At 60.9% G+C, this 20,942-nt stretch carries 17 protein-coding genes and 1 pseudogene; 16 read left to right on the top strand and 2 right to left on the bottom strand.

The genetic code is table 11. From position 1 onward, the window contains the following. Nucleotides 1-817, top strand: a pseudogene (locus LOC68_RS16860) (hypothetical protein); the annotation flags it as partial. 220 nt (nt 818-1,037) lie between these two features. Here LOC68_RS16860 and LOC68_RS16855 read toward each other — a convergent pair. Then, nucleotides 1,038-3,044, bottom strand: coding sequence for an ATP-dependent DNA helicase (locus LOC68_RS16855; protein WP_230220884.1), 2,007 nt, complete (start codon nt 3,042-3,044; stop codon nt 1,038-1,040). Nucleotides 3,045-3,250: 206 nt separating this feature from the next. Between LOC68_RS16855 and LOC68_RS16850 the strand changes: the two genes are divergently transcribed. The 14 genes from LOC68_RS16850 (at nt 3,251) to LOC68_RS16785 (ending at nt 19,681) form a co-directional block, all read left to right on the top strand. After that, nucleotides 3,251-3,952 (top strand): zinc-ribbon domain-containing protein, encoded by a 702-nt coding sequence (locus LOC68_RS16850; protein WP_230220882.1) that lies wholly within the window; start codon nt 3,251-3,253, stop codon nt 3,950-3,952. A 67-nt stretch (nt 3,953-4,019) separates the two neighbouring features. Continuing rightward, nucleotides 4,020-4,679, top strand: coding sequence for a zinc-ribbon domain-containing protein (locus LOC68_RS16845; protein ID WP_230220881.1), 660 nt, complete (start codon nt 4,020-4,022; stop codon nt 4,677-4,679). Between the two features lie 107 nt (nt 4,680-4,786). Next, nucleotides 4,787-5,557 carry a zinc-ribbon domain-containing protein gene (locus LOC68_RS16840; protein ID WP_230220879.1) on the top strand — a complete coding sequence of 257 codons (771 nt, stop codon included), beginning with the start codon at nt 4,787-4,789 and terminating at the stop codon, nt 5,555-5,557. 123 nt (nt 5,558-5,680) lie between these two features. Further along, nucleotides 5,681-6,352: a hypothetical protein gene (locus LOC68_RS16835; protein WP_230220877.1), complete on the top strand. Its 672-nt coding sequence runs from the start codon at nt 5,681-5,683 to the stop codon at nt 6,350-6,352. A 129-nt stretch (nt 6,353-6,481) separates the two neighbouring features. Then, nucleotides 6,482-7,306, top strand: a complete 825-nt coding sequence (locus LOC68_RS28785; RefSeq protein WP_390623376.1) for a hypothetical protein — start codon at nt 6,482-6,484, stop codon at nt 7,304-7,306. Nucleotides 7,307-8,029: 723 nt separating this feature from the next. Further along, on the top strand, nt 8,030-8,395 hold the full coding sequence (locus tag LOC68_RS16825; RefSeq protein WP_230220873.1) for a cupin domain-containing protein: 366 nt from the start codon (nt 8,030-8,032) through the stop codon (nt 8,393-8,395). Between the two features lie 264 nt (nt 8,396-8,659). Then, on the top strand, nt 8,660-11,263 hold the full coding sequence (locus LOC68_RS16820) for an outer membrane protein assembly factor BamB family protein (protein WP_230220871.1): 2,604 nt from the start codon (nt 8,660-8,662) through the stop codon (nt 11,261-11,263). Between the two features lie 68 nt (nt 11,264-11,331). Beyond that, the gene (locus LOC68_RS16815) at nt 11,332-13,062 is read left to right on the top strand and encodes an outer membrane protein assembly factor BamB family protein (protein WP_230220869.1); all 1,731 of its coding nucleotides are present in this window, start codon (nt 11,332-11,334) and stop codon (nt 13,060-13,062) included. 122 nt (nt 13,063-13,184) lie between these two features. Next, the gene (locus LOC68_RS16810) at nt 13,185-13,556 is read left to right on the top strand and encodes a response regulator (protein ID WP_230220867.1); all 372 of its coding nucleotides are present in this window, start codon (nt 13,185-13,187) and stop codon (nt 13,554-13,556) included. 216 nt (nt 13,557-13,772) lie between these two features. Continuing rightward, entirely contained in the window at nt 13,773-14,780 is a 1,008-nt protein-coding gene (locus tag LOC68_RS16805) for a hypothetical protein (protein WP_230220865.1), read from the top strand. Nucleotides 14,781-14,843: 63 nt separating this feature from the next. After that, nucleotides 14,844-15,656, top strand: coding sequence for a Nif3-like dinuclear metal center hexameric protein (locus LOC68_RS16800; protein ID WP_230220863.1), 813 nt, complete (start codon nt 14,844-14,846; stop codon nt 15,654-15,656). Nucleotides 15,657-15,915: 259 nt separating this feature from the next. Continuing rightward, nucleotides 15,916-16,653, top strand: a complete 738-nt coding sequence (locus tag LOC68_RS16795; RefSeq protein WP_230220861.1) for a glycosyltransferase family 2 protein — start codon at nt 15,916-15,918, stop codon at nt 16,651-16,653. 31 nt (nt 16,654-16,684) lie between these two features. Continuing rightward, on the top strand, nt 16,685-18,280 hold the full coding sequence (locus LOC68_RS16790; RefSeq protein ID WP_230220859.1) for a hypothetical protein: 1,596 nt from the start codon (nt 16,685-16,687) through the stop codon (nt 18,278-18,280). 60 nt (nt 18,281-18,340) lie between these two features. Continuing rightward, on the top strand, nt 18,341-19,681 hold the full coding sequence (locus LOC68_RS16785) for a GNAT family N-acetyltransferase (RefSeq protein WP_255670821.1): 1,341 nt from the start codon (nt 18,341-18,343) through the stop codon (nt 19,679-19,681). Nucleotides 19,682-19,684: 3 nt separating this feature from the next. On the opposite strand, the gene LOC68_RS16780 is transcribed toward LOC68_RS16785, so the two are convergent. Further along, nucleotides 19,685-20,233 (bottom strand): SRPBCC family protein, encoded by a 549-nt coding sequence (locus LOC68_RS16780; RefSeq protein WP_230220855.1) that lies wholly within the window; start codon nt 20,231-20,233, stop codon nt 19,685-19,687. 185 nt (nt 20,234-20,418) lie between these two features. Here LOC68_RS16780 and LOC68_RS16775 point away from each other — a divergent pair, with 185 nt between their 5' ends. Continuing rightward, nucleotides 20,419-20,916, top strand: coding sequence for a DinB family protein (locus LOC68_RS16775; protein ID WP_230220853.1), 498 nt, complete (start codon nt 20,419-20,421; stop codon nt 20,914-20,916). Nucleotides 20,917-20,942: the final 26 nt, after the last annotated feature.

The raw sequence follows: 20,942 nt of genomic DNA, 5'->3' as shown, positions 1-20,942 counted from the left end.
CGCGCAGTGTTGTCTCGACAACGGCGCCACGCCGATTCTTTGCGTGCAAACGCGGAAGGAAATGAAGCCTGGCAAACTCGACGCTGCGATCCTCGCCGGCAGTCTCGACTTCGCCCAGCAGTGGCTGTTGGTGAATCGTCGCCAGAGTTATGCGCCAGGCAGCGGAGAGCATCGACTCTGGCTAACGCTCGGCGGTTACGCCGGCCAAGGTGGCGAATGGGGCGTCGATGTCGACGAAGGAAGATTGACCGACGTAGGGCAGGCCGTGCCTGCCGAAATGGACAGACTCGCAAGAAGAGCGGCAGGCACGGCCTGCCCTACGACTACGACCGGGCGACGCTGGAAAACGATCGTGCACGACGCGGATGCGCTGCAAGACGAAGCGGAACGCTGGAAAGACGCCGCGATGGACGAGCGGATGCGTTCCCGAATTCGCCTGGCGATGACTGACCTGGGCGAGGCGCATGCGACGAAGTTGCGAGTCCGCGAGAACTGCGGCATGAACGGGACGAAGTTCGCCCGGGCGTGGGATCGGATGGTTGCGGCGGGGGAGATTGAAAAGATCGTTGACGAGAAACGGTTTTACGATCCGAAGTATCGATTGATCCAATCGGCCCAAGAAAAAATGGACGCGGTCGAGTCCACTCCCGTAGGGTCCGCTGTGCGGACCATGGGAAGTGGGAACCGATTGGCCCAATCAATCGACGCATCCTCGGTCCGCACAGCGGACCCTACGGGAGATGTGCTACGCGACGAAAAAAAATTGGGGGCTGCGGTCCAGTCGGTTGATTCTCGTTGTGCGTCAATCGCGAGTTGATGCGAGCGGGCGATCTTTGGCAATTCGATCCCGGCGTTTCGCTTGCAAACGCATTCCCTCGGCTTGCGCCTCGGGTTAGTGTTTGGAGATGCGCGCCTTCGCTATTGGGGAATTCGTGCTTGATTCGTCATTCGAGCTTCGACATTCGTCATTTGCTTGCGTCCGCATTTCCCTCGCTTGCGCTTCGGGCTATTATTGGGCGCGCATGCGGGTCATTCGATTACGCGAAGGTGCCGTCGCGGTAGCTTTCTTGGACGATGGGGCAGTCGGGGAGCGACTTCAGGAAGACCTTGCCGTAGGCCTTCGTCTTTACGCGAGGGTCGAGGATCACGACGATGCCGGAATCTTCCTGGGTGCGGATCAAGCGGCCGAAGCCTTGGCGGAGTTTGATCACCGCTTCCGGCAGTTGGTATTGGCCGAACGGTTGGCCTCCCTGCTCTTTGATCCGTTCGAGTCGCGCTTGCAGTAGCGGCTGATCGGGGACGCTGAAGGGGAGCTTGGTGATGATCACGTTTTGCAGTGCGTCGCCGGGGACGTCGACTCCTTGCCAGAAACTGTCGGTGCCGAAGAGGACCGCCTTCTTGGCTTGTTTGAACTTCTCAACCATCACGCTCCGCGGCATGCCGTCCGACTGGCTGAAGAGTTCGATCTCCTGTTGCGCGAGCCAACGCGTTAGCGAAGAAGCGGCCCAGCGGAGCATCTCGTAGCTGGTGAACAGCACGAACGCGCGACCTTGCGTCCGAGCGACATACCGCCGGATCATTTCGACGACCGCTTGATCGTAGTTTTTGCGATCGCTCGGGTCCGGCATCTCGTTGACCAGGATCAGCTTCGCCTGTTCGGCGTAGTCGAAGGGACTGCCGAGAGCCAACGTTTCGCAGTGCGTCAGCCCAACCCGCGACTTGAAGAAGTCAAACGACGCCGAACCGCCGACCGCCAGCGTGGCGCTGGTCAGAATCACGCTATCGACCGCTTGGAACAACTCGCTCCGCAGCGCTGGTCCGACGTCGACCGGAGCGGCCGACAATTTGACGCGACGATACGGTCCCCGCTGCTGCGAGCTTTCGACCCAGTAGACCGCGTCCTCGATCTTCTGCGTCCGCCAACTTTCGATCCCGTCGGCCAGCAGATAGAGCCGATCGCTCATCGACGTCAGGTCTTGCCGCTGACTGTCGTCGTTCAGATCTTCGCCGGCGTTTTTGACCTGGGCGGCCAGTTTGGCCAGCGCCGGAGTCAGCACGTTGGGGACCAGTTCGGCCTGGCGAACGCGACCGCTCGACTGCGGGTTCTCGGCGAGCCACGCGTCGATCTCGGTAAAGAACTGCTGGGCGCGGTATTGGCAATGAACGACCTGCTGCATCGCTTCGGTCAGTCCATGGTGGATCAGCAGCCCTTTGTTGGTCCGCTCGTTGAACAGCTTGTTGAGGGTGTAGTCGATCTGGGCCGAAGTGATCGACAAACCCAAGTGATCGCCGGCGACCGACTCCAAGGTGTGCGCTTCGTCAAAGATCACCGCATCGTACTTCGGCAGCAGATTGACGCCGCTGCGACGGAGCGCCAAGTCGCTGAAGAAGAGCGCATGATTCACCACGATGATCTGGGCGTTCTGCACGCGGCGACGCGCTTTGTAATAAAAGCAGTCGTTGTAGCTGGGGCAGTTGCGACCGAGACAGTTGCCGCTGTCGCTATGGACTTCGTCCCAGACCGAACCGAGCGGGCGAAACTCCAGATCACTAAGCGAGCCGTCGCCGGTCTCTTTGGCCCAGGTCCGAATATGGTCGAGCTGATGCTCTTCTTCATCCTTGGCGAAGAGAGTTTTGGTGCGGGTCAGTGCGGCGCCGAGTCGGCGTTTGCTGAGATAGTTCCCGCGCCCTTTGGCGAGCACCGCCGTGAACTCGAGCGGAATGACGCTGTTGAGCAGCGGCAAGTCCTTTTGAATCAGCTGTTCCTGGAGCGCGATCGTATGGGTCGAAACCACAATCCGCCGCGGCCGGTCTTCGTCGTCATCGGCTCGTTCCTGGGCGACCGCCAAGATTGCCGGGACCAGATAGGCGAAGCTTTTACCGACGCCGGTGCCGGCCTCGACGATCAAATGCCGCTTATTTTCGATCGCCGCCGCGACCGCATCGGCCATATCGAGCTGCTGCTGGCGAAGTTCATAGCGAGGTAAACGCCGAGCGATACTGCCGTCGGGCCCAAGAATGTCGTTTACCGTGTAGCTGCCCATCCCTGCCTGCTTGCTTGAATCCCTGCCGCCGCAAATGACCGTTCATCTTACCAGCCGTTAGGAAATGGGGAAATTAGCAGAGGACCGATAGACGTTTGCCGGTGCGTTAAATAGACTGGATGCCGGAACCAAACCCCTCTACAGTATTACGCCGAGAAATGGGGGGGTGCCGTTGATTTTGACCTTTTGACATCGGGAAGAGCCGGATGCCGATCACCTTTCAGTGCAAGAGCTGCTCCGCCAAGTTTCGCGTTGACGAAAAGATGGCGGGAAAGAAAGTCCGTTGCCCCAAGTGCCAAACGGTCGGGGAAATTCCGGCGGCCGAGCCAGAGCTGCTCTTGCCCGATCCCGAACCGGAACTGCCGTTGCCCGATCCGGAACCGGAAATCGACTACCAGATGAAGTCGAACGTCGATGACGACTTCTGGAGTCAGACGGCCGGCGCTATGCCGATGCCGGCCGCCGCTCCCGCCCCTTCCACATCCACAAGCTCGTCAGGGAACTCCGGTCGCCAGGGGAACGGCTTATCCGAAAAGGATGCCCGCCGCCGAGTCGTTTTCCCGGCGACGGTCCTGTGCGCCTTTGCGTTGTTGGGGATCGTGCTGGGGGGATTAGGGCTGGTCGCCATGGTGCTCCTCTTGATCGGTGGTGCGAATCGACTGCCGCCCGATCAGCTCATCACGAACTTGATCGTGACGGTCCTCGTCTTTGCTGGGTCGATTGGCACCTACCGCGGCGCCAACGCCCTGCGGAATTTACGCGGTTCGGCTGGTTCGGTCTGGTTCGCCTTGATTGTGGGGATGACGCCGTTTGGAACCTACGTTTGTTGCCCGCTGGCGATTCCGTTCGCGATCTGGGGAATCGCGTTGATGTGCGACAAACGGATCGCCTCGCGATTTCGAGATTAGCCCCTGCAGCGCCTATAATTTTTGGACCGGAATCTTGCCCCCATCGATTGCGGTTTGAGACCCCTGAATGCCCATTGAATTCTCCTGCGGCCAGTGCTCTGCGAAGTTTCGCGTGCCTGACGTGCTGGCAGGAAAGAAAGTTCGTTGTCCGAAGTGCCAATCGGCCGAGCGCGTTCCGACGCCTACGCCGGCGCCGGAGGCTCGCGCCCAGGGGGACGACGACTTCTGGAGTCAGAAGCCGGGGCAGTCGTCGTCGAAATCGCTCGGCGATGTGCTGGGCGCCGCGTCTACGTCTCCCAGCGCCTCCGCCCCGACCGCAAAGCGGAAAGAAAAAGCGGAGAGTCTGAACCCGAGCGAAGTTCGTTATCGCATCTCGACCCCGGCGACGGTGCTGTTCGTCTTTGCGATTCTGGTCACTGCACTAAATGCGGTGGGGGTGGTCCTGTGGACGCTGCAGCTGATGTTCGCACCGCCGGCGAACATGAACATCTACTCCATTATGTTCTCGATGTTCATGGGAGCGATTTCCGTTTGTTTGACCGCGGCGACGCTCAAGGGAGTGAATAGCTTCCGCAACGTCGACGAGCTGAGCTGGGCCTGGACCGGCCTGGTATTGGCGATGACCCCGTTCGGCACGTCGATCTGCTGCGTCTTTACCATTCCGTTCGCCATCTGGGGGATCGTGCTCCTTTCGGACAAGCGCATTTCGGCCCATTTTCGCGCCTAGTCTGGACAGGTTGCGGCGAGTTCCTGGATTGCAGTGGATAGGCGACCGACCGCGACTTAGACTTGGCTTACCCTTTTCTTTAACGCCGCTTGCGGATATTCGTCACGATGCCGATCGAGTTCCTTTGCTCCGCCTGTCCGAAAAAGCTCCGCGTCCCGGACGACTCGGCTGGCAAGAAGGTGCGCTGTCCCGGCTGCGGTCATCTGCAAGTGATTCCGACGCCAGACGGCGCCAAGAGCGAACCGCCGAGCGGCGAAATCCGCAATCCGGCGCCGAGCCCAAAACCTGCCCCGACGCCGCCGCCCCCAAAAGGTCCTCCTCCTCCGCTGCCGACCAGCGAGCCGAATCCATTCGCCGACAAGCCGCTTCCGCCGCTCGCGAAAGAGGCGCCGCCGAACCCGTATCAGTCTCCGAGCCCCGCCGCATCGGCGCCTTCGCCCTACGTCGCGAAGCCGCCTGGTTCCGGCGGGATGACGCCCGAAACGGCGAAGGTGCTGCTGACGATCCCGGTCGCGATCCTGCTGGTCGCCCAGGCGGTCAATTTTTTGGCCTCGATGCTGGTGGTCGGCTTCGGAGTGCTGATGCTGACCAATCCGCCCCAGGCGAACAACGCTCCTGACCAACATGTGCTCTGGATCGGCGTCGCCGTCACCGGCGGCATCGGCTGCGTGCTGAGCATTGGCTCGATCGCCTGTCTGGCGAGCACGCTGTTCCGCAAGTCGTACGCGGCGGCGTGGGTCGGCGTGCTGCTGGGAATGGTTCCGTGCGGCCTGATGACGAACTGCGCGACAATTCTGATCGCGGGCATCGCCTTTCCGGCCGGAGTCTGGGCGATCGTGATGCTCTGCATGCCGGAAGGGAAGGCGCAGTTTCGCTAAGGGGAGCTTCCCAGGATTGCCGCCGGAGTCGCGCTAGCATCTTGGTCGGCAGCGGCTTACATTAGTCAAAACGCGGTATTCAATCGCCGCGCCGATTCGCTACTCATCCTTGAAGTTACGCCGATGCCGATTGAATTCGCTTGCCAGGTTTGTAAACAACAGATTCGCGTCCCCGACGGCAATGAAGGGAAACGAACGAAGTGCCCCCATTGTTCCGCGGTGCAGCCGATCCCGGGCGGAGCGCCTCCGTCGGGAGGAAACCTGTTTTCCGACCCGAATCCGTACAACCCGCCGGCGGATCAGTCGTCGAGTCTGTTCCCGGACAGCGTGACGGCGCCCCCGGCCGGCGAATCGAATCCCTTCGCGTCTCCTTACGCCTCGTCGTCGTCGAGCGCCTATTCGATGTCGGGCGGATTTGAAGAAGCGAAAAAGAAGGTGGCCATTCCGGCGATCGTCTGCATGTCGCTGCTGGGGATCATCCTGGCGCTCATGCTGTTGGGCCTGGTGGCGAACGTCGTCATGATCGCAGCCAACAATAACAACATTCAGCGCGACCCGGCGGAATTGATCGGCAATCTGATCGGCAGCGGCTTGGTGATTGCGTTTAACGCGTTCACGCTGTTCTCACTCTACAACGCGGTCCAACTGCGCAACTACGCGTTGGCCTGGACCGGTTTCATCCTGGCGCTGCTCCCCTGCTCTTCCAGTCTCTGCTGCATCTTCGTGATGCCGTTTGCGATCTGGGGGATGGTGGTCATTTCGGACGCCGAAGTGCAGCGGCAGTTCCAAGGATAAGTTTGCGGCTAGCGCAGAAAAAAACCTGGTTGGATTTCTCCAACCAGGCTTTTATTCTTAGCTGTCGATCACTGAGCCGAAGCTTAGCGAACGTTGCTGGCCAGACGACGGCGAGCCGGGACAAACGTCATGTTGTCGGCCGGAACCGGGGCCGGCGGCATCGGAGCGGCCGAATCGTCAGCCGGGATCGGCGACATCGGGGCGCTCGAACCACCGCAGCTGCTGCAACCGCCGCAGCTGGTGTCGCAACCGCAGCTGGTTTCGCAACCGCAGCAGCTGTGGCACTTCGGCAGGCAGAACAGACGCTTGATGGCGTCACGGATCGGGGTGCACGAGCAGCACTTCGGGGCGCAACCGCCGCACGAGGTGTCGCAACCGCAACCCGAATCGCAACCGCTGTCGCAACCGCAGGCTTCCGGAGCACAGCAGCTGGCTTCCGGGGCACAGCAGGTCGGTTCAGCCGAGCAGCAGCTGTCGCAACCGCCGCAGCAGCTCTTCTTCTTGCAGCAGAAGAGGCCGTCCAGCAGACCGCACTTCTTCTTGCAGCACGAACCGCAGCTGCTTCCGCAACCCGAATCGCAACCGCAAGCTTCCGGGGCACAGCAGCTGGCTTCCGGGGCACAGCAGCTGGCTTCCGGAGCACAGCAGGTCGGTTCAGCGTCGCAGCAACCGGTGTCGCAACCGCAGCTCGAGCCACAGCAGCTCTTCTTGCAGCAGAACAGGTTGCTCAGAGCGTCACGCAGCGGGGTGCAGCACTTCTTCGAGCAGCAGCAAGGCGAAGGTTCGCAGCAGGTCGGCTCAGGAGCACAGCAGGTCGGCTCAGGGGCACAGCACGTGGCCGGCGCCGGAGCACAGCAGGTCGGTTTCGGAGCACAGCAGCGCGGGGCCGGAGTGCAGCATTTGGGCGTTTGGCAGCACGAGGTCGAGCAGCCGCAGCCACCGCCAAGCATCTGATTCAGCAGGCCGGCGGCAAACGATTGGCTACACATCAGCGCAACCAGCATCGTTCCCACAACAAGATTCAGTTTCATCGAGCAACGTCTCCTAATGCGTTAGTACTGTGGGCCCGCTTGCGGTCCGTCACTTGGCCGGCGCTCGCGTGAACAGTCACGGTGTGCGACTCCCACGCCGCGAGTGTTCGCTTACTCCATTCCTACCGACAGGCGGGACCGTCGGAAGAAGGCGTAAGTGTGGGAGCGTCAGTCGGACCTTGTTCAGGAAGCTTGCAAAGCTCTACAGTCCACACAAAATATTGACCGCTAACTTCGGTCGAGTCTTCCCGTGACTCGATCTCTCCATGCCGAGAGTTAACGTGCCCTCCTTCTCCGCGAGAGGGACTTGAAGCGACGAACGAATTCGATCGCCAGATCACGGTATCGGCCTGCCAATCGATGCCGCTTTACCGATCGAAGTCAATTTCCGCAACTTGGTTTACCTCTCCTGTAGCGCAAGATTTAACGCCTCTGGAAGCCAGGCAAACCTTAACGATTGTCCGATTCGCCTCATGACCGGAAACCAAACGCAGGCCGCAAACTCTTCGCAGCTTGACGCGCACGCCTCCCGCAACTGGGGACACTTTGCGAACTGGAAGCGGCGGCGCCGGTTAGCTAAGATAATCCGTAGAAATCTTCCGCGATTTGCTCATGTTCGTCGCTCGCCGGTCATTTGGAGTAGTTCATGTCCGCTAGTTCCCTCTCAGGTTACGAGATCGTTCATCTCGCAGCCCTTCCCGGAGTTCCTTGCCCTTGCGGTACGGCGCGTCGCGGACTGGCCGAAGTCGCCGACTATCCCGGCACGATTCACCTGACCGAGATCTCGACCGACGCCAAGCTTCACTACCACAAACAACTGACCGAGACCTATTACATCCTGGAATGCGCTGACGACGCACAAATGCAGCTGGATGACGCTCGCATCGATCTGAAACCAGGCATGCTCGTCATGATTCGCCCCGGCACGCGACACCGAGCGATCGGCAAGATGAAGATCCTGAACATCGTCTATCCCAAGTTTGACCCCAGCGACGAGTGGTTTGACGACTAGCGTCCAACATCCCGAAACTTTGCTAATTTTTGTCCGAAAGTCAGGTTTTCCCCCTCCGGCATAGTGTGAAACAGGTCACGCAAACGCCATTTTTCCCCGCCGCTTCCCCCTCCCAATTAGCGTAAGTCCATTGAATTCTTGGTTTTGCCGTTTGGACTCACGTTCCGCTATCAGTTGCCCGGCGCTCGCCGACGGCGTATCCTAAACAGAGCGATCCCTACCGCTTGCCCAGCCCGTACAGCAGTAATCTGCAGGTATTCACCCATGATGAAGACTTCCAGTCTCTCCCTCCTACTATTGTTTGCGGCCCTCGCCCTCTTCGGCTGCACCCCGCCCGCCAGCCCGACTTCTTCGCCCAGCAATACGACCGGCGAACATGCCGACCATGATCACGATCACGCCGATCACGACCACGATCATGATCATGATGCGGACGAACACAAAGAAGAGATGAAACCGGAAGCGGCGGCGCCAGCGGAAGAAAAGCCGGCCGCCGAAGAGTCGTCTGCTAGCGAGATGAAAAAGGACGAAGCGGTCGCCGAGGCGAAGCCGGCTTCTATCCCCGCCACCAAAATTACCAGCGCTTCCGCCGCCCCGAGCGAAACGCCGGCAGCGGCGCCAGAAAAGGCTCCGGCTGAAGAAGAAGCCAAAGTCCACGTCGCTACCGACGCCAAGCCGGAAGGGAAAGTCGATCCCCAAGATTGGACTTACGTGCGTGGTCCGGAATACAACGGCTACTCGCGCGCTACCGGCCTGCCGGACGACTTCGATCCGGAAGGAGGCGAAGGAAGCAACGTCAAATGGTTCGCCCCCGAGTTCGGCACCCGCAGCACGCCGATCGTGATGAACGGCAAGCTCTACACGTTGTGCGCCGCCGAACAAGGAACCAAGCGTGAAGGGGAACGAGTCGTTTGCCTTGACGCGCTGACCGGCGAGTTCCTCTGGGAGAATCGCTTCAACGTTTATCTGTCGGACGTGCCGGTCGAACGGGTCGGCTGGTCGGCCGTCGTCGGCGATCCGACCAACGGCAAGATCTACGCGCTCGGCGTCTGCGGTCACTTTCAATGCATCGACGCCGAAACCGGCAAGACCGATTGGGTCCACAAGCTGCACGAAGAATTCGGCTTCCTGTCGACCTACGGCGGCCGCACCAACTTCCCGATCGTCTTTGAAGACCTGGTCATCGTCAGCGCCGTCGTCATCGGCTGGGGAGACATGGCCAAGCCGGCTCACCGTTTCCTGGCGTTCGACAAGAACACCGGCGAGATGGTCTGGTTCAACGGCACTCGCTTGCTGCCGGACGACACCACCTACAGCGCTCCGGTCATCGCGACGTTGAACGGTCAGAAGGCGATGGTCTTCGGCTCGGGCGACGGTTCGTTCTGGTCGCTGCAGCCCCGGACCGGCAAACCGATCTGGAACTACGCGATGTCGATGCGCGGCATCAACACTTCGCCGACCGTCGACGGCGACACCATCTATGTCGGCCATAGCGAAGAGAACATCGGCGACATCTCGTCAGTGATGGGGAACGTCGCTGCGATCAATGGCGCTTTGTCCGGCGACATCACCGGCAAAGGCCTGATCTGGCAGCAGCCCGAAGTGATGATGGGCAAGAGCTCGCTGCTGAAAGTCGGCGACTACGTCTACGCGTTCAATGACGCCGGCAAGGTCGTCGGGTTCGACGCCAAGACCGGCGAACCGGTCGGTAAACGCATCGCCATCGGCCGTGCGATGCGAGCCAATCCCCTTTACGCCGACGGCAAGATCTATGCGTTTGAATCCAACGGCAACTGGGCGATTCTCGAACCGCAAGAAGACGGCTCGCTCGATATCCTGAACAAGGGCCGTTTCCCTGACGGCGAAGTCAACGGCTCGCCGATCTGCGCTCAAGGCCTCCTCTACGTGCCGACCTCGGCCGGCATTTACTGCTTGGAAGATCCGACCAAGACGAAGGGCTTCACCGGTCTGCCGCCGGTCGCTCCGGAAACCGCCGTCAGCGAAAACCCGGACATCGACCAATTGCAGGTCGTTCCGTGCGAAGTTCTGATGAAGCCGGGTCATTCGCAGCAGTTCTCGGTCGCCGCGTTCAACAAGCTGGGCGAACAGCTCGACGTTGACCTGAGCGGCGTGACGTTTGAACTGGCCGGCCCCGGCAAGATCGACGCCAAGGGACTTTACACCTCGGAAACGAGCGACGCTCACACCGCGACCACCGTCACCGCCAAGTTGGGCGAAGTCGCCAGCCAGTCACGGATTCGCACGGTTCCGGATCTCCCCTGGAGCTTCAATTTTGAAGAGATCGCCCTCGATCCGATGACCGGCGCCGGACAGCCGCCGATTACCTGGGTCGGCGCTCGTTACCGTCACGTCATTCGTGAAGTCGACGGCAGCAAGGTGATGGTCAAGATTTCGACCATTCCGAAAGGTACCCGCAGCCAGTCGTGGATGAGCAGCCCGGAGCTGCATGACTACACGATTCAGGCCGACGTCAAAGCGAAGAAGATGGACGACGGTCAGTTGCCCGATATCGGCTTGATCGCCCAAGGCTATCAGTTCGTGCTGAACGGCAACGACAAGACGACGCAAGTTCGCAGCTGGGTGACCCAGCAGCGGATGGCCAAGTCGCTCCCCTTCACCATGGAGCCGGACGTCTGGTACACGATGAAGATGCAAGTCTCCAACGAAGGAGACATTGCGATGGTTCGCGGCAAAGTCTGGAAGAAGGGTGAGGCCGAACCGGCCGATTGGACGGTCGAAGCGGAGGATACCTATCCGAATCGCGACGGCAGCCCCGGCTTCTTCGGCAACGCGACCAACGCCGAACTGTATATCGACAACGTCACCGTCACGCCGAACGACAAGTAAGTCGCGCGCGACCTGACATTCTTCCCCCCCCAATATTAAAAGCCTACCTAGAAGTTTTCGGAGCTGTTATGCAAAACAAGCCCTTCCTGTCATTACTAGCGGTCATTTGCGCCTGGATCCTGGGCGCGATTGTCGCCACGTTGTTGCCGGAACAGAAAGCGGACGCTGAACCCGCCGTCGGAATCGCACAGCCGAAGTCGTCCGAAAAGTCGGAACCGACCAAAGACTGGCCGATGTGGGGCGGCACCTCGCTCCGCAATAACGTCCCGGTTGCGACCGGAATCCCGACCGATTGGAACATCGGCCGCTTCGATCGTAAGACCGGCGAATGGGATTCGTCGAAAGCCGAAAACATCCAATGGGTCGCCAAGCTCGGTAGCCAGTCGTACGGCAACCCGGTCGTCGCTTCGGGCAAGGTTTTCGTCGGCACCAACAATAGCAGCGGATTGCTCCCCCGCTATCCGTCGGACGTCGATCTCGGCGTCTTGGTTTGCTACGACGAAAAGACGGGCGAATTCCTCTGGCAACACTCCAGCGAAAAGCTGCCGACCGGTCGCGTTCATGACTGGCCGCTGCAAGGCATCTGCTGCGCTCCGTATGTCGAAGGGAACCGTCTCTGGTTCGTCACCAGCCGCGGCGAAGTTCGCTGCCTGGACGTCGAAGGCTTCTACGACGCCGAAAACGACGGTCCCTACGTCGACGAGAAGGTGACCGACAAGCACGAAGCGGACGTCATCTGGGTCTTCAACATGATGGAGAAACTCGGCGTTTCGCAGCACAACATGTGCTCCTGCTCGATCGCCGCCCTGGGAGACATCCTGTTCGTCAACACCTCGAACGGCGTCGACGAATCGCACATCGTTCTCCCCTCGCCGGACGCTCCCAGCTTCATCGCGATGAACAAGAACACCGGCGAAGTCCTCTGGACCAACGGTTCGCCGGCCGAAAACATTCTGCACGGCCAATGGTCGAGCCCGACGGTCGCCGAACTGGGCGGAGTTCCCCAAGTGCTGTTCGCCGGCGGCGACGGCTGGGTTTACTCGTTCAAGGCCGACGGCGGCAAGGACGGCAAGCCGGAACTCCTCTGGAAGTTCGACGGCAACCCGAAAGAATCGAAGTGGGTCATCGGCGGTCGCGGCACTCGCAACAACATCATCGCCACGCCGGTCGTCTATGACGGCAACGTTTACGTGGCGGTCGGCCAAGACCCGGAACACGGCGAAGGGGAAGGTCACCTCTGGTGCATCGACCCGAACAAGCGCGGCGACGTCAGCCCGCAGTTGGCGATGAAGGTGGAAGGGAGCACTCGCGTGCCGCTGCCGCACCGCCGCATTCAAGCGGTCAACCCGGAAGATGGCGAAGTCGCGGTCGACAACCCCAACAGCGCCGTGATCTGGCACTATGGCGGCGAAGACTTCGACGGCGACGGCCGCATCAGCTTTGAAGAAACGATGCACCGCAGCATCGGCACCGTCGCGATCAAAGACGACATTCTCTACATCTCGGACTTCAGCGGTCTGTTCCACTGCCTCAACGCCAAAACCGGCAAGCGGTACTGGACCTACGACATGCTGGCCGCCGCGTGGGGATCGCCGCTGATCGTCGATGGTCACGTCTACATCGGCGACGAAGACGGCGACGTCTGCGTCTTCAAGCTCTCGTCCGATCCGGACGACGCTGAGCCGATCAACGAAGTCAGCATGGGCAACTCGGTTTACTCCACCCCGATCGTCGCCAACGGCGTCTTGTTCATCGCCAACAAGACCCATCTCTTCGCCATCAAGGCGGGAGACGAGTAAAACGCGCTCCGAGCGGTAACCGTTTATCGCAATGTGACATCCAAACAAGCGAGAAGGACCAGTTTCCTGCTCGCTTGTTTCTTTTTTCGCTCCCCTCGCCGGCCGATTGCGGCCTTCGACCAATGACCAAAAAAGTACTCGACGTCGGCAACTGCGGCCCTGATTTCTACGCGATCAAATCGTTTGTCGAAAAGACGTTCGACGCGAAGGTGCTGCAGGCCGACGGTCCGGAAGACGCCCTCGAAATCCTCCGCCGCGAACCGATTGCGCTGGTCCTGGTCAATCGCAAGCTCGACCGCGACTACACCGACGGGCTCGAAGTGATCAAGCAGATTAAAGCCGACGCCGCCCTGGCGAGCGTCCCCGCGATGCTGATCACGAACTACGAAGAGCATCAGCAGCTTGCGATCTCGGAAGGCGCCATCCATGGTTTCGGCAAGCTGTCGCTCCACAAAGGGGAAACAGTTGACTTGCTGAAGCCCTATTTGGGTTAGTGCAGCCGCAATTATCGAATAGCGGCTCCCAGGCGCCCGGCTTAAAATAAAAGATATGGCTGGCCCTGTGAGGCGCACTGCGCGGTCGTCTGATGGGGCCGGCCGTTCTTTTTACTCCGCTCGGCCAACGGCGCCGCTTCGACAAATTCGCCAGACCCGGCGCCACGGCGTGCTACAATTCGGCAGATAGCTTCGCAGTTTTCGCCGGATATGCCGATGTTTCGCATTGTACTGACGATTCTCGTCCTGATCGGCTCCGCGCACCTGGCCCTCGCGGGTCGCGTGACGCTGGAGGTCGCTACCGAAAAAGGGGTTCCCCTCACCTCGACCCACAAATGGGTCCAGGCGCTCCAATCGGCTGGCTTCGACGACGTCCGCCTTCGCTCCGGCAACAGCGGCGACGCCACTGACATCGTCGACAAGGGATCAGGCAACTACCATATCGTCGCCCTGCTGACGCCGCGCGAAGTGCTGGTCACCCCCGGCGGACAATTTCGTCTGACTGACGTGGCCGGGATGCGGGCCTGGCTTGAAAAGGTTCGCGCCGGCGGCAAGCAGGAACTCCAGCGCCGCGAGAGCGTGTTCGGGCTCACCTCCAAAGAATTCATCGCCCTCTTCGACAAGCTGGCGCCGGCCGTCGGCGTGAAGACGAAAGATACGACCGCATTCGAAACGATGCAGGCGATCAACAAGCGGGTGAACATCCAGTTCCGCGCGGCGCCGGACGTTGTCGCTCGAATGCGGCAAGGGAAGGTGCTCGACGAACTCGAAGCGGTCAGCTGCGGCACGGCGGTCGCCGCGATGGTTCGCCCACTAGGCTTGGCGATGGTTCCCCGCCGTGAAGCCGGCGGCGAGGTCGAGCTGCACATCATCGACTCGTCCGCCGCCAAAAACCCGTGGCCGGTCGGCTGGGCGCCAGACGGCAATCCGGGTCAGGTCGCGCCGACCATGTTCCAATACCTGGAAGTCGAGATCTCCGACATTCCGGTTCAGCAAGCGACCGAAGCGATCGCCGCTCGCGTCAAACTACCGCTCCTCTGGGATCACAACGGCATCACCGCCAAACGGATCGACATCGCCACCGCGAAAGTGAAACACCCCGACCAGCGAACGTTTTACAAGAAGCTGCTCGATACGATTCTCTTTCAGGCGAAGCTGACGCTCGAAATCAAAGTCGACGAAGCGGGACACGCGATGATTTGGATTACGCCGCTTGGGAAGTAGCGCTCCGCGTTTCGTGTTACCATACGGGGAAACGAAACGCGACTCTTCTCCTGCGCACGTCCAATGACACGATCCAACTCGCTTACCGTCGATCAAATCTGCCGCTACCTTGATCAGTTCGCGCCGACCGCGCTGGCGGAGTCGTGGGACAACGTCGGTCTGCTGGTCGGCGATCGAGCCGCGTCGGTTGAAAAGCTGATGACCTGTCTGACCATCACGCCGGAAGTGGTCGACGAAGCGCTCGACCAAGGGGCCGATGCGATCGTCGCTCATCATCCCCTTCCCTTTCGCGCCCTGAAACGAATCACGGCGGATGACACCGTCGGACGAATGTTGCTGCGACTCATCGCCGCGGGAGTCGCGATCTATAGCCCGCACACCGGGTTCGATTCGGCCGCCGCCGGCATCAATCAACAGCTCGCCATCGGGCTCGGCTTCACCGAGATCGCGCCGCTCAAGCCGGCCGACAATCCGAGCCTGGCGCCGCTCGGCAGCGGGCGCTACGGCAAGCTGGCCGCTCCGCTGACGCTGGCCAAGTTCGCCGCCGTCGTGCGTGAGTTCCTGAAGATCGACTACATTCAGGCGGTCGGTGACCCCGAACAAACGATCGCGCAACCTGCCGTCGCATGCGGCGCCGCCGGCGAGTTCCTCTCCACCGCGATCACGCTCTCCTGCGATTGCCTACTGCTGGGCGAGACCAACTTCCACACGTCGCTGGAAGCGAAAGCCCACGGAGTCGCCCTGGTGCTGGTCGGCCACTACGCCAGCGAACGCTTCGCCGTCGAAACCCTGGCCAGCCAACTGGCGACCGATTTCCCGGACTTGAAGTGCTGGGCCAGCGAGCGGGAGACCGACCCGATTACGCTGCTTTCGTAAGAGAGTTTTTGACCCTGCTTGGAGAACTCCAAAGCCAATTCCCCCAACTTCTTCGGGGTTTCCCTCTTTCTTGCCCCCGGTTTGCAACTCTGGCCCTGTTGCGGCATCGAAAGGGGTAGTAACCGCTCAGCGTGCGGTATCTGCTGGATAGGCAAGATGTTACGGATTGCCGCCGCTGGTCGGAAGCGTTGCTTCCCGGGGGGCCGCAGCGTAGCATGGGTTGTTTGGTTTTCGGTCCCTGCTGTTGATGGAAGCAACGATGAAGTCGCCTCGTGCTCTGACCGCGCTGCCGGTGTTTAACGAACGTGGAACCGTCCACTCGGTGTTGGACGAAGTTGCCCGTTACAGCAGCGACATTCTGGTCGTCGACGACGGCTCTTCGGACGGCACGGCCGAGCTGTTGGCCGAACGTAGCGACATCCAGGTCGTCACCCACGCCAAGAACCGGGGCTACGGCGCCGCGCTGAAGACGGCGTTCGACTATGCCGCCGCCGAGAACTACGACATCATCGTCACGATCGACTGCGACGGCCAACACGAGCCGCAGCGTATCCCGCGGTTCGTCGCCGCTTGCCAAAATGTCGACATCGTTTCGGGAAGCCGCTATCTGAAACAATACTCCGGCGACAGCGAACCGCCGGCCGAACGCCGCTGGATCAACCAACTGCTCACTGCCGAAATCAATCAGCGGCTCGGCTACCAGCTGACCGACGCCTTTTGCGGCTTCAAAGCGTATCGCGTCGACGCCATCAGCCAGCTGCCGGTGACCGAGTTCGGTTACGCGATGCCGCTGGAACTGTGGGTCGAAGCGGCGCGAGCCGGGCTCAGCGTGATCGAACTGCCGGTTCCGCTCGTCTATCTGGACGAAAAGCGATCGTTTGGCGGCAACCTCGACGACGGCACGACGCGGCTCAACTACTATCACCTGGTCCTCGACCGGACGATGGCCCGCGGCGAATTCGGCATCGACGACGCGGCGATTTCGCTCGGCGGCTAACGCCCACCGCTTCCTCAAACCGGCACGAAGAATGACGCCTGCCGAACTGGAGTATCGTCCCCTTCGCGCTCCACGCGCCAGCGGATCGGCCCTGATCGAGCCGACCGCCGCCGAAGCGGTCGCGCTACTCCATGGTCGTTCGCCGATCATCGATGCGCCGGCAGTCGAAATCTCGGGGCTCTCCCTCCCGACCCTCGCCAAACAAGCGCGGCGCGAGCTGATCCAACTGGCGCGCGATTACACGTTCGCCTATCGCGCTCCGTTCGACCTCCCCGGCGAAGCGGCGCCGATCGTCATGGCCGGCCATCAGCCTGGGCTGTTTCACCCCGGCGTCTGGTTCAAGAACTTCCTCCTCCACTCGGTCGCAAGCGCCGCCGGCGCGACGCCGATCAACCTGATTGTCGACAACGACATCGTCGCGAGTCCGGCGATCGCCGTTCCGGAAGTTGACGCGTCCGGCAATTGGAACCAGGACCGCGTCTCCTTCGATCACTCGTCGCCGCCGATCGCTTGGGAAGAACGGACGATCCTCGACCGCGATACGTTCCGCCAGTTCGGCGCAGCCGCGGCCGAAGCGATTCGCCCGCTGGTCGACGAGCCGTTGATCGAGTCGTACTGGCCGCGCGTCTTGACGGCGACCGAGTCGAACGACAATATCGGCCGCGCTTTCGCCCAGGCACGGCATCAGCTGGAAGCCGATTGGGGACTGCGAACGCTCGAGATCCCGCTCAGTCAGGCGTATGGAACCGAGTCATTCCTGCGCTTTGCCCTCCGCTTGTGGCATGACGCGCCCTCCTTCCGCGCGATCTATAACAGCGCGATCGACGAGTACCGCCAGCTGCACAAGATTCGGAGCGCCAATCACCCTGCTCCGCATCTAGCGCAAGAGGGTGAATTGATCGAAACGCCCCTCTGGATCTGGACGAAAGCCGATCCGCGGCGGCGCGGTTTGTTCGTCGCAGTTACCTCGTCCGGCATTCGTCTGACCGATCGGGGAAGCTTCGATCAAAAAATTCCTGGCGATATTGATGGGGCCATTTCGGCGCTGCGAGAGTTGCAGTCGGAGGTCCGTTTGCGGCCGCGCGCATTATTGACGACGATGTACGCCCGCCTGATCCTTTCCGATCTGTTCCTCCATGGGATCGGCGGCGCCAAATACGATCAAGTGACCGACCTGATCATCGCGCGTTACTTCGGCGTGACCCCGCCGCAAATCGTCGCGGCGACGGCGACGGTTCACCTGCCGATCGCTCGCACGCGAACCGATGTCGAGCAGTTGGCGCGGATCGCGCGCTTAATGCGCGATTTGCGGTTCAATCCCGACCGTCATCTCGGCGATGGCAATTTGCCAGAGGAAATTACCCAACTTGTCGACGAAAAAGAGCGCTGGTTGTTAGACGACCAACCGGCGCAATTGGCCCAGCGACACCGCGCGCTAGAGGGGATTAATCTCGCGCTGCAGCCGTACGTCGCACCGCAGCGCGCGGCGCTGGAACAAGAGCTGGCGCAAAACAAGCGCGAAGCGCGCAATGACGCGATCGCTTTCTCGCGCGAGTATCCCTTCTGCCTCTTCCCGGAAAAAAGTTTACGGACTTTGCTACTGGACCTGAGCGCCGCCGCCCCTTAAGTTAAGGGAAAGCTCAGCTGAACAAAGGGAATTGTCCGTTGCTTGAAGGGAGTCCGGCCCATGTGCGCGGTCCAAGCCTCGCCTCTTACGAAGTCGATCCAGTCTCCGAGCGGTCGCTCCTCTAAATCGTCGCCACTAGTTATCGGTCGCGCGACGCAGGGAGATTCTTTTCCCGTCTTCGAGATGATGCAGCGTGCTTTGCTGCGTCCTAGCGAAAACGAATTCCACATCGAACAAGAACGTCCCGGCTACGATCCTGGTCAACGGATCGTCTGCAAAGCGGATGGGCAAATCGTCGGTCACGTGCGGGTGATCCGGCGGAAGACCCGCTTCGCTGATCGGATCGCGACGACGCTGCATGTCGACGAACTGGCGACCGCGCCGGAGTTTCGCGGCCGCGGCATCGCCGCCCAACTGCTGGCCGAAGTTGACGCCGAACTGCAGCGCTGCGGCGCCGAGTGCGCGGTCTATCGGACCGAAGCGCCCGACTATCTGGCGCGGCGCGGCTGGACGGCTCTCTCGTCGCAAACCCGCAGCCATGGCGACCCGGCTCAGATCCTGGCCAACATGCAACGTCCTCTTCCGTTGCGCAACTGGGAAGAAGAAACCAACGAGCCGACGCGGCTCTCGATTCGCTTGTACCGCCAGGTCGAGTTCGCCGGGCTGACTTCGCTCTACGAACGTCGCTGGGGCGATCTGCTTGGCGCCGCGGTCCGGACGCAGGAGCAATGGCGATGGCTGCTCGATCGCCGCGGCTTCCAACAGCTTTACGTCGCGATCGACGGGGGGAACAAACTGTCGCTCGATGACGATTCGCGGATCGTCGGCTATGCGATGACCGGCGGCGGTCAGATCCTGGAAGTTGTCGCGGCCCCGGGTCGTGAAGACGTTTCGGCCGAGTTGCTTCGTCGCATCTGCGGCGACGCCATGGAACGGGACCAACGGATCGTTTACTACCACGCACCGGCCGCCGATCCGCTTCACCGCGCGGTTCGCAGCGCCGCTCCGCCGCAACGCCCGGTCTCGAATTCGACCGTGATGGTTCGCTGGCGTCACCCGCTGCAATCGCTGGCCGAACATGCCGAACGATTCCGCACCAATCTCGCCAAAGTCGGCTACCCCCTGCCGTGCGACCTCGGTCTGCATGTCGAAGGGGAAAAGCACTCGCTCCACTTCAACGAGCGGAGCGGTTCGCTGAGCGACGGCAAGCTGGGCCGGAGCTTCATCCGCTTGTCGCAGAATGACCTCGTTCGCTTGCTCTGCGGCGACTTGAACGTCGCGCAGGCGCTCGATCGCGGAGAACTCTTCGCGTCAACCAAGATGGCGACCGACGCGGCGATCGCGGCGCTCAAGATGCCGCCGCTCTGGTTCCCGCCGCTCGAAGACGCGTCGGCGATCTGAGAACTACTCTTCCCCAGGCGGGTTCTCCAGAATCCGCTTTAGTCGCTCCAGGCTGATCTCCACCTGGTCGCTGATCATTTCCTCAGCGAAGACGAGGAACAAGTTGGTCGGGTAGTTCATCGTCGTGATGTAGGTCGACGTGACCTGCGTTTGGTTGTCGTAGATGTCGTCGGTCTGCATGTAGGTCGAATCGATCGCCGCATACGGCTTGGTATAGCGAATCAGAAAGTCGATTCGCTCTCCCTGTTTGATCCCGGTGATCTCCTGCTCGCCGGCGCCGATATTCGAGTCGTCGCTCTTCCACGCGATGATCGCCCCCTCGGTTCCATCTTCCCCTTGGATCGACACTTGCCGCTCGCCGGGGAGCGTTCCCCAAATGCTGAACTTCTCTTGGTTCTTCAGCAGCTTGATGAAGTCGAAAACCTCCGCGCGGGGCCGCTCGATCACGATCTGGCGCGTTACCGTGATCTCGCGCGGCATGAAAAGCGCAACGAAAAACGGGATGGTGATCAAGACCATCAGGGCGAGTACGCTGCGAACTACTAGTTTCATCGTGCGACCGGTGTTTTCTCAGAACGCATCCATCGAGAGCGATTGAGGGCGATTCTCCCCTTCCTTGCGCCAGAATCCAAGCGGCGAACCAACTTTTTTCGTCCTCGCGATTGTGAGATGATAGTAGCTGCCCGATCGATTACGAACGGCAATATCCGAGGTTTCTTCCCCCAGAGCGTGAAGTAATGCGAGCCGTCGACCTGCTGCGCTGCAATTTCGAGCAGACCGAAGCGCTGACAATGCCGATTTTCGAGGATCTCCGCGAAATGCCGCTGGCTGCAGCGACGCCCGGCGGCAATCAGGCCCTCTGGATCTTCGGGCATCTCACCTACTGCGAAGGGCTGATCGCACGGCAGTTTTTGCTCGGGGTGCCGAACGAGCTCGACGCATGGGCGCCGACCCTTGGTCCCGGCAGCCGCCCCGAAGAAGATCTCGAGCTTTACCCGAGCTGGGACGAAATCGTCGCCAACTTCCGCCAGGCCCGCGATCGCACGCTCGCCTGGCTCGCGACGCAGGAAGACGAAGACCTGGATCTCCCTTGCCTTCAGCCGCCGGAGGGAATGGATATGTTCTTTCCGAACCGTGGCGTTGGGTTGTCGATCGTGATCTCGCACTGGTGGAATCATCGTGGGCAACTTTGCGACATCCGCAAGACGCTCGGCCGCAGCCCGATCTTTCGTTAACGCGCAACGCACACAGGGAATTGACG

The organism is Blastopirellula sediminis (genome assembly GCF_020966755.1).
Classification (GTDB): Bacteria; Planctomycetota; Planctomycetia; order Pirellulales; family Pirellulaceae; genus Blastopirellula; species Blastopirellula sediminis.
This window is presented reverse-complemented; position numbering and strand designations above follow the sequence as displayed.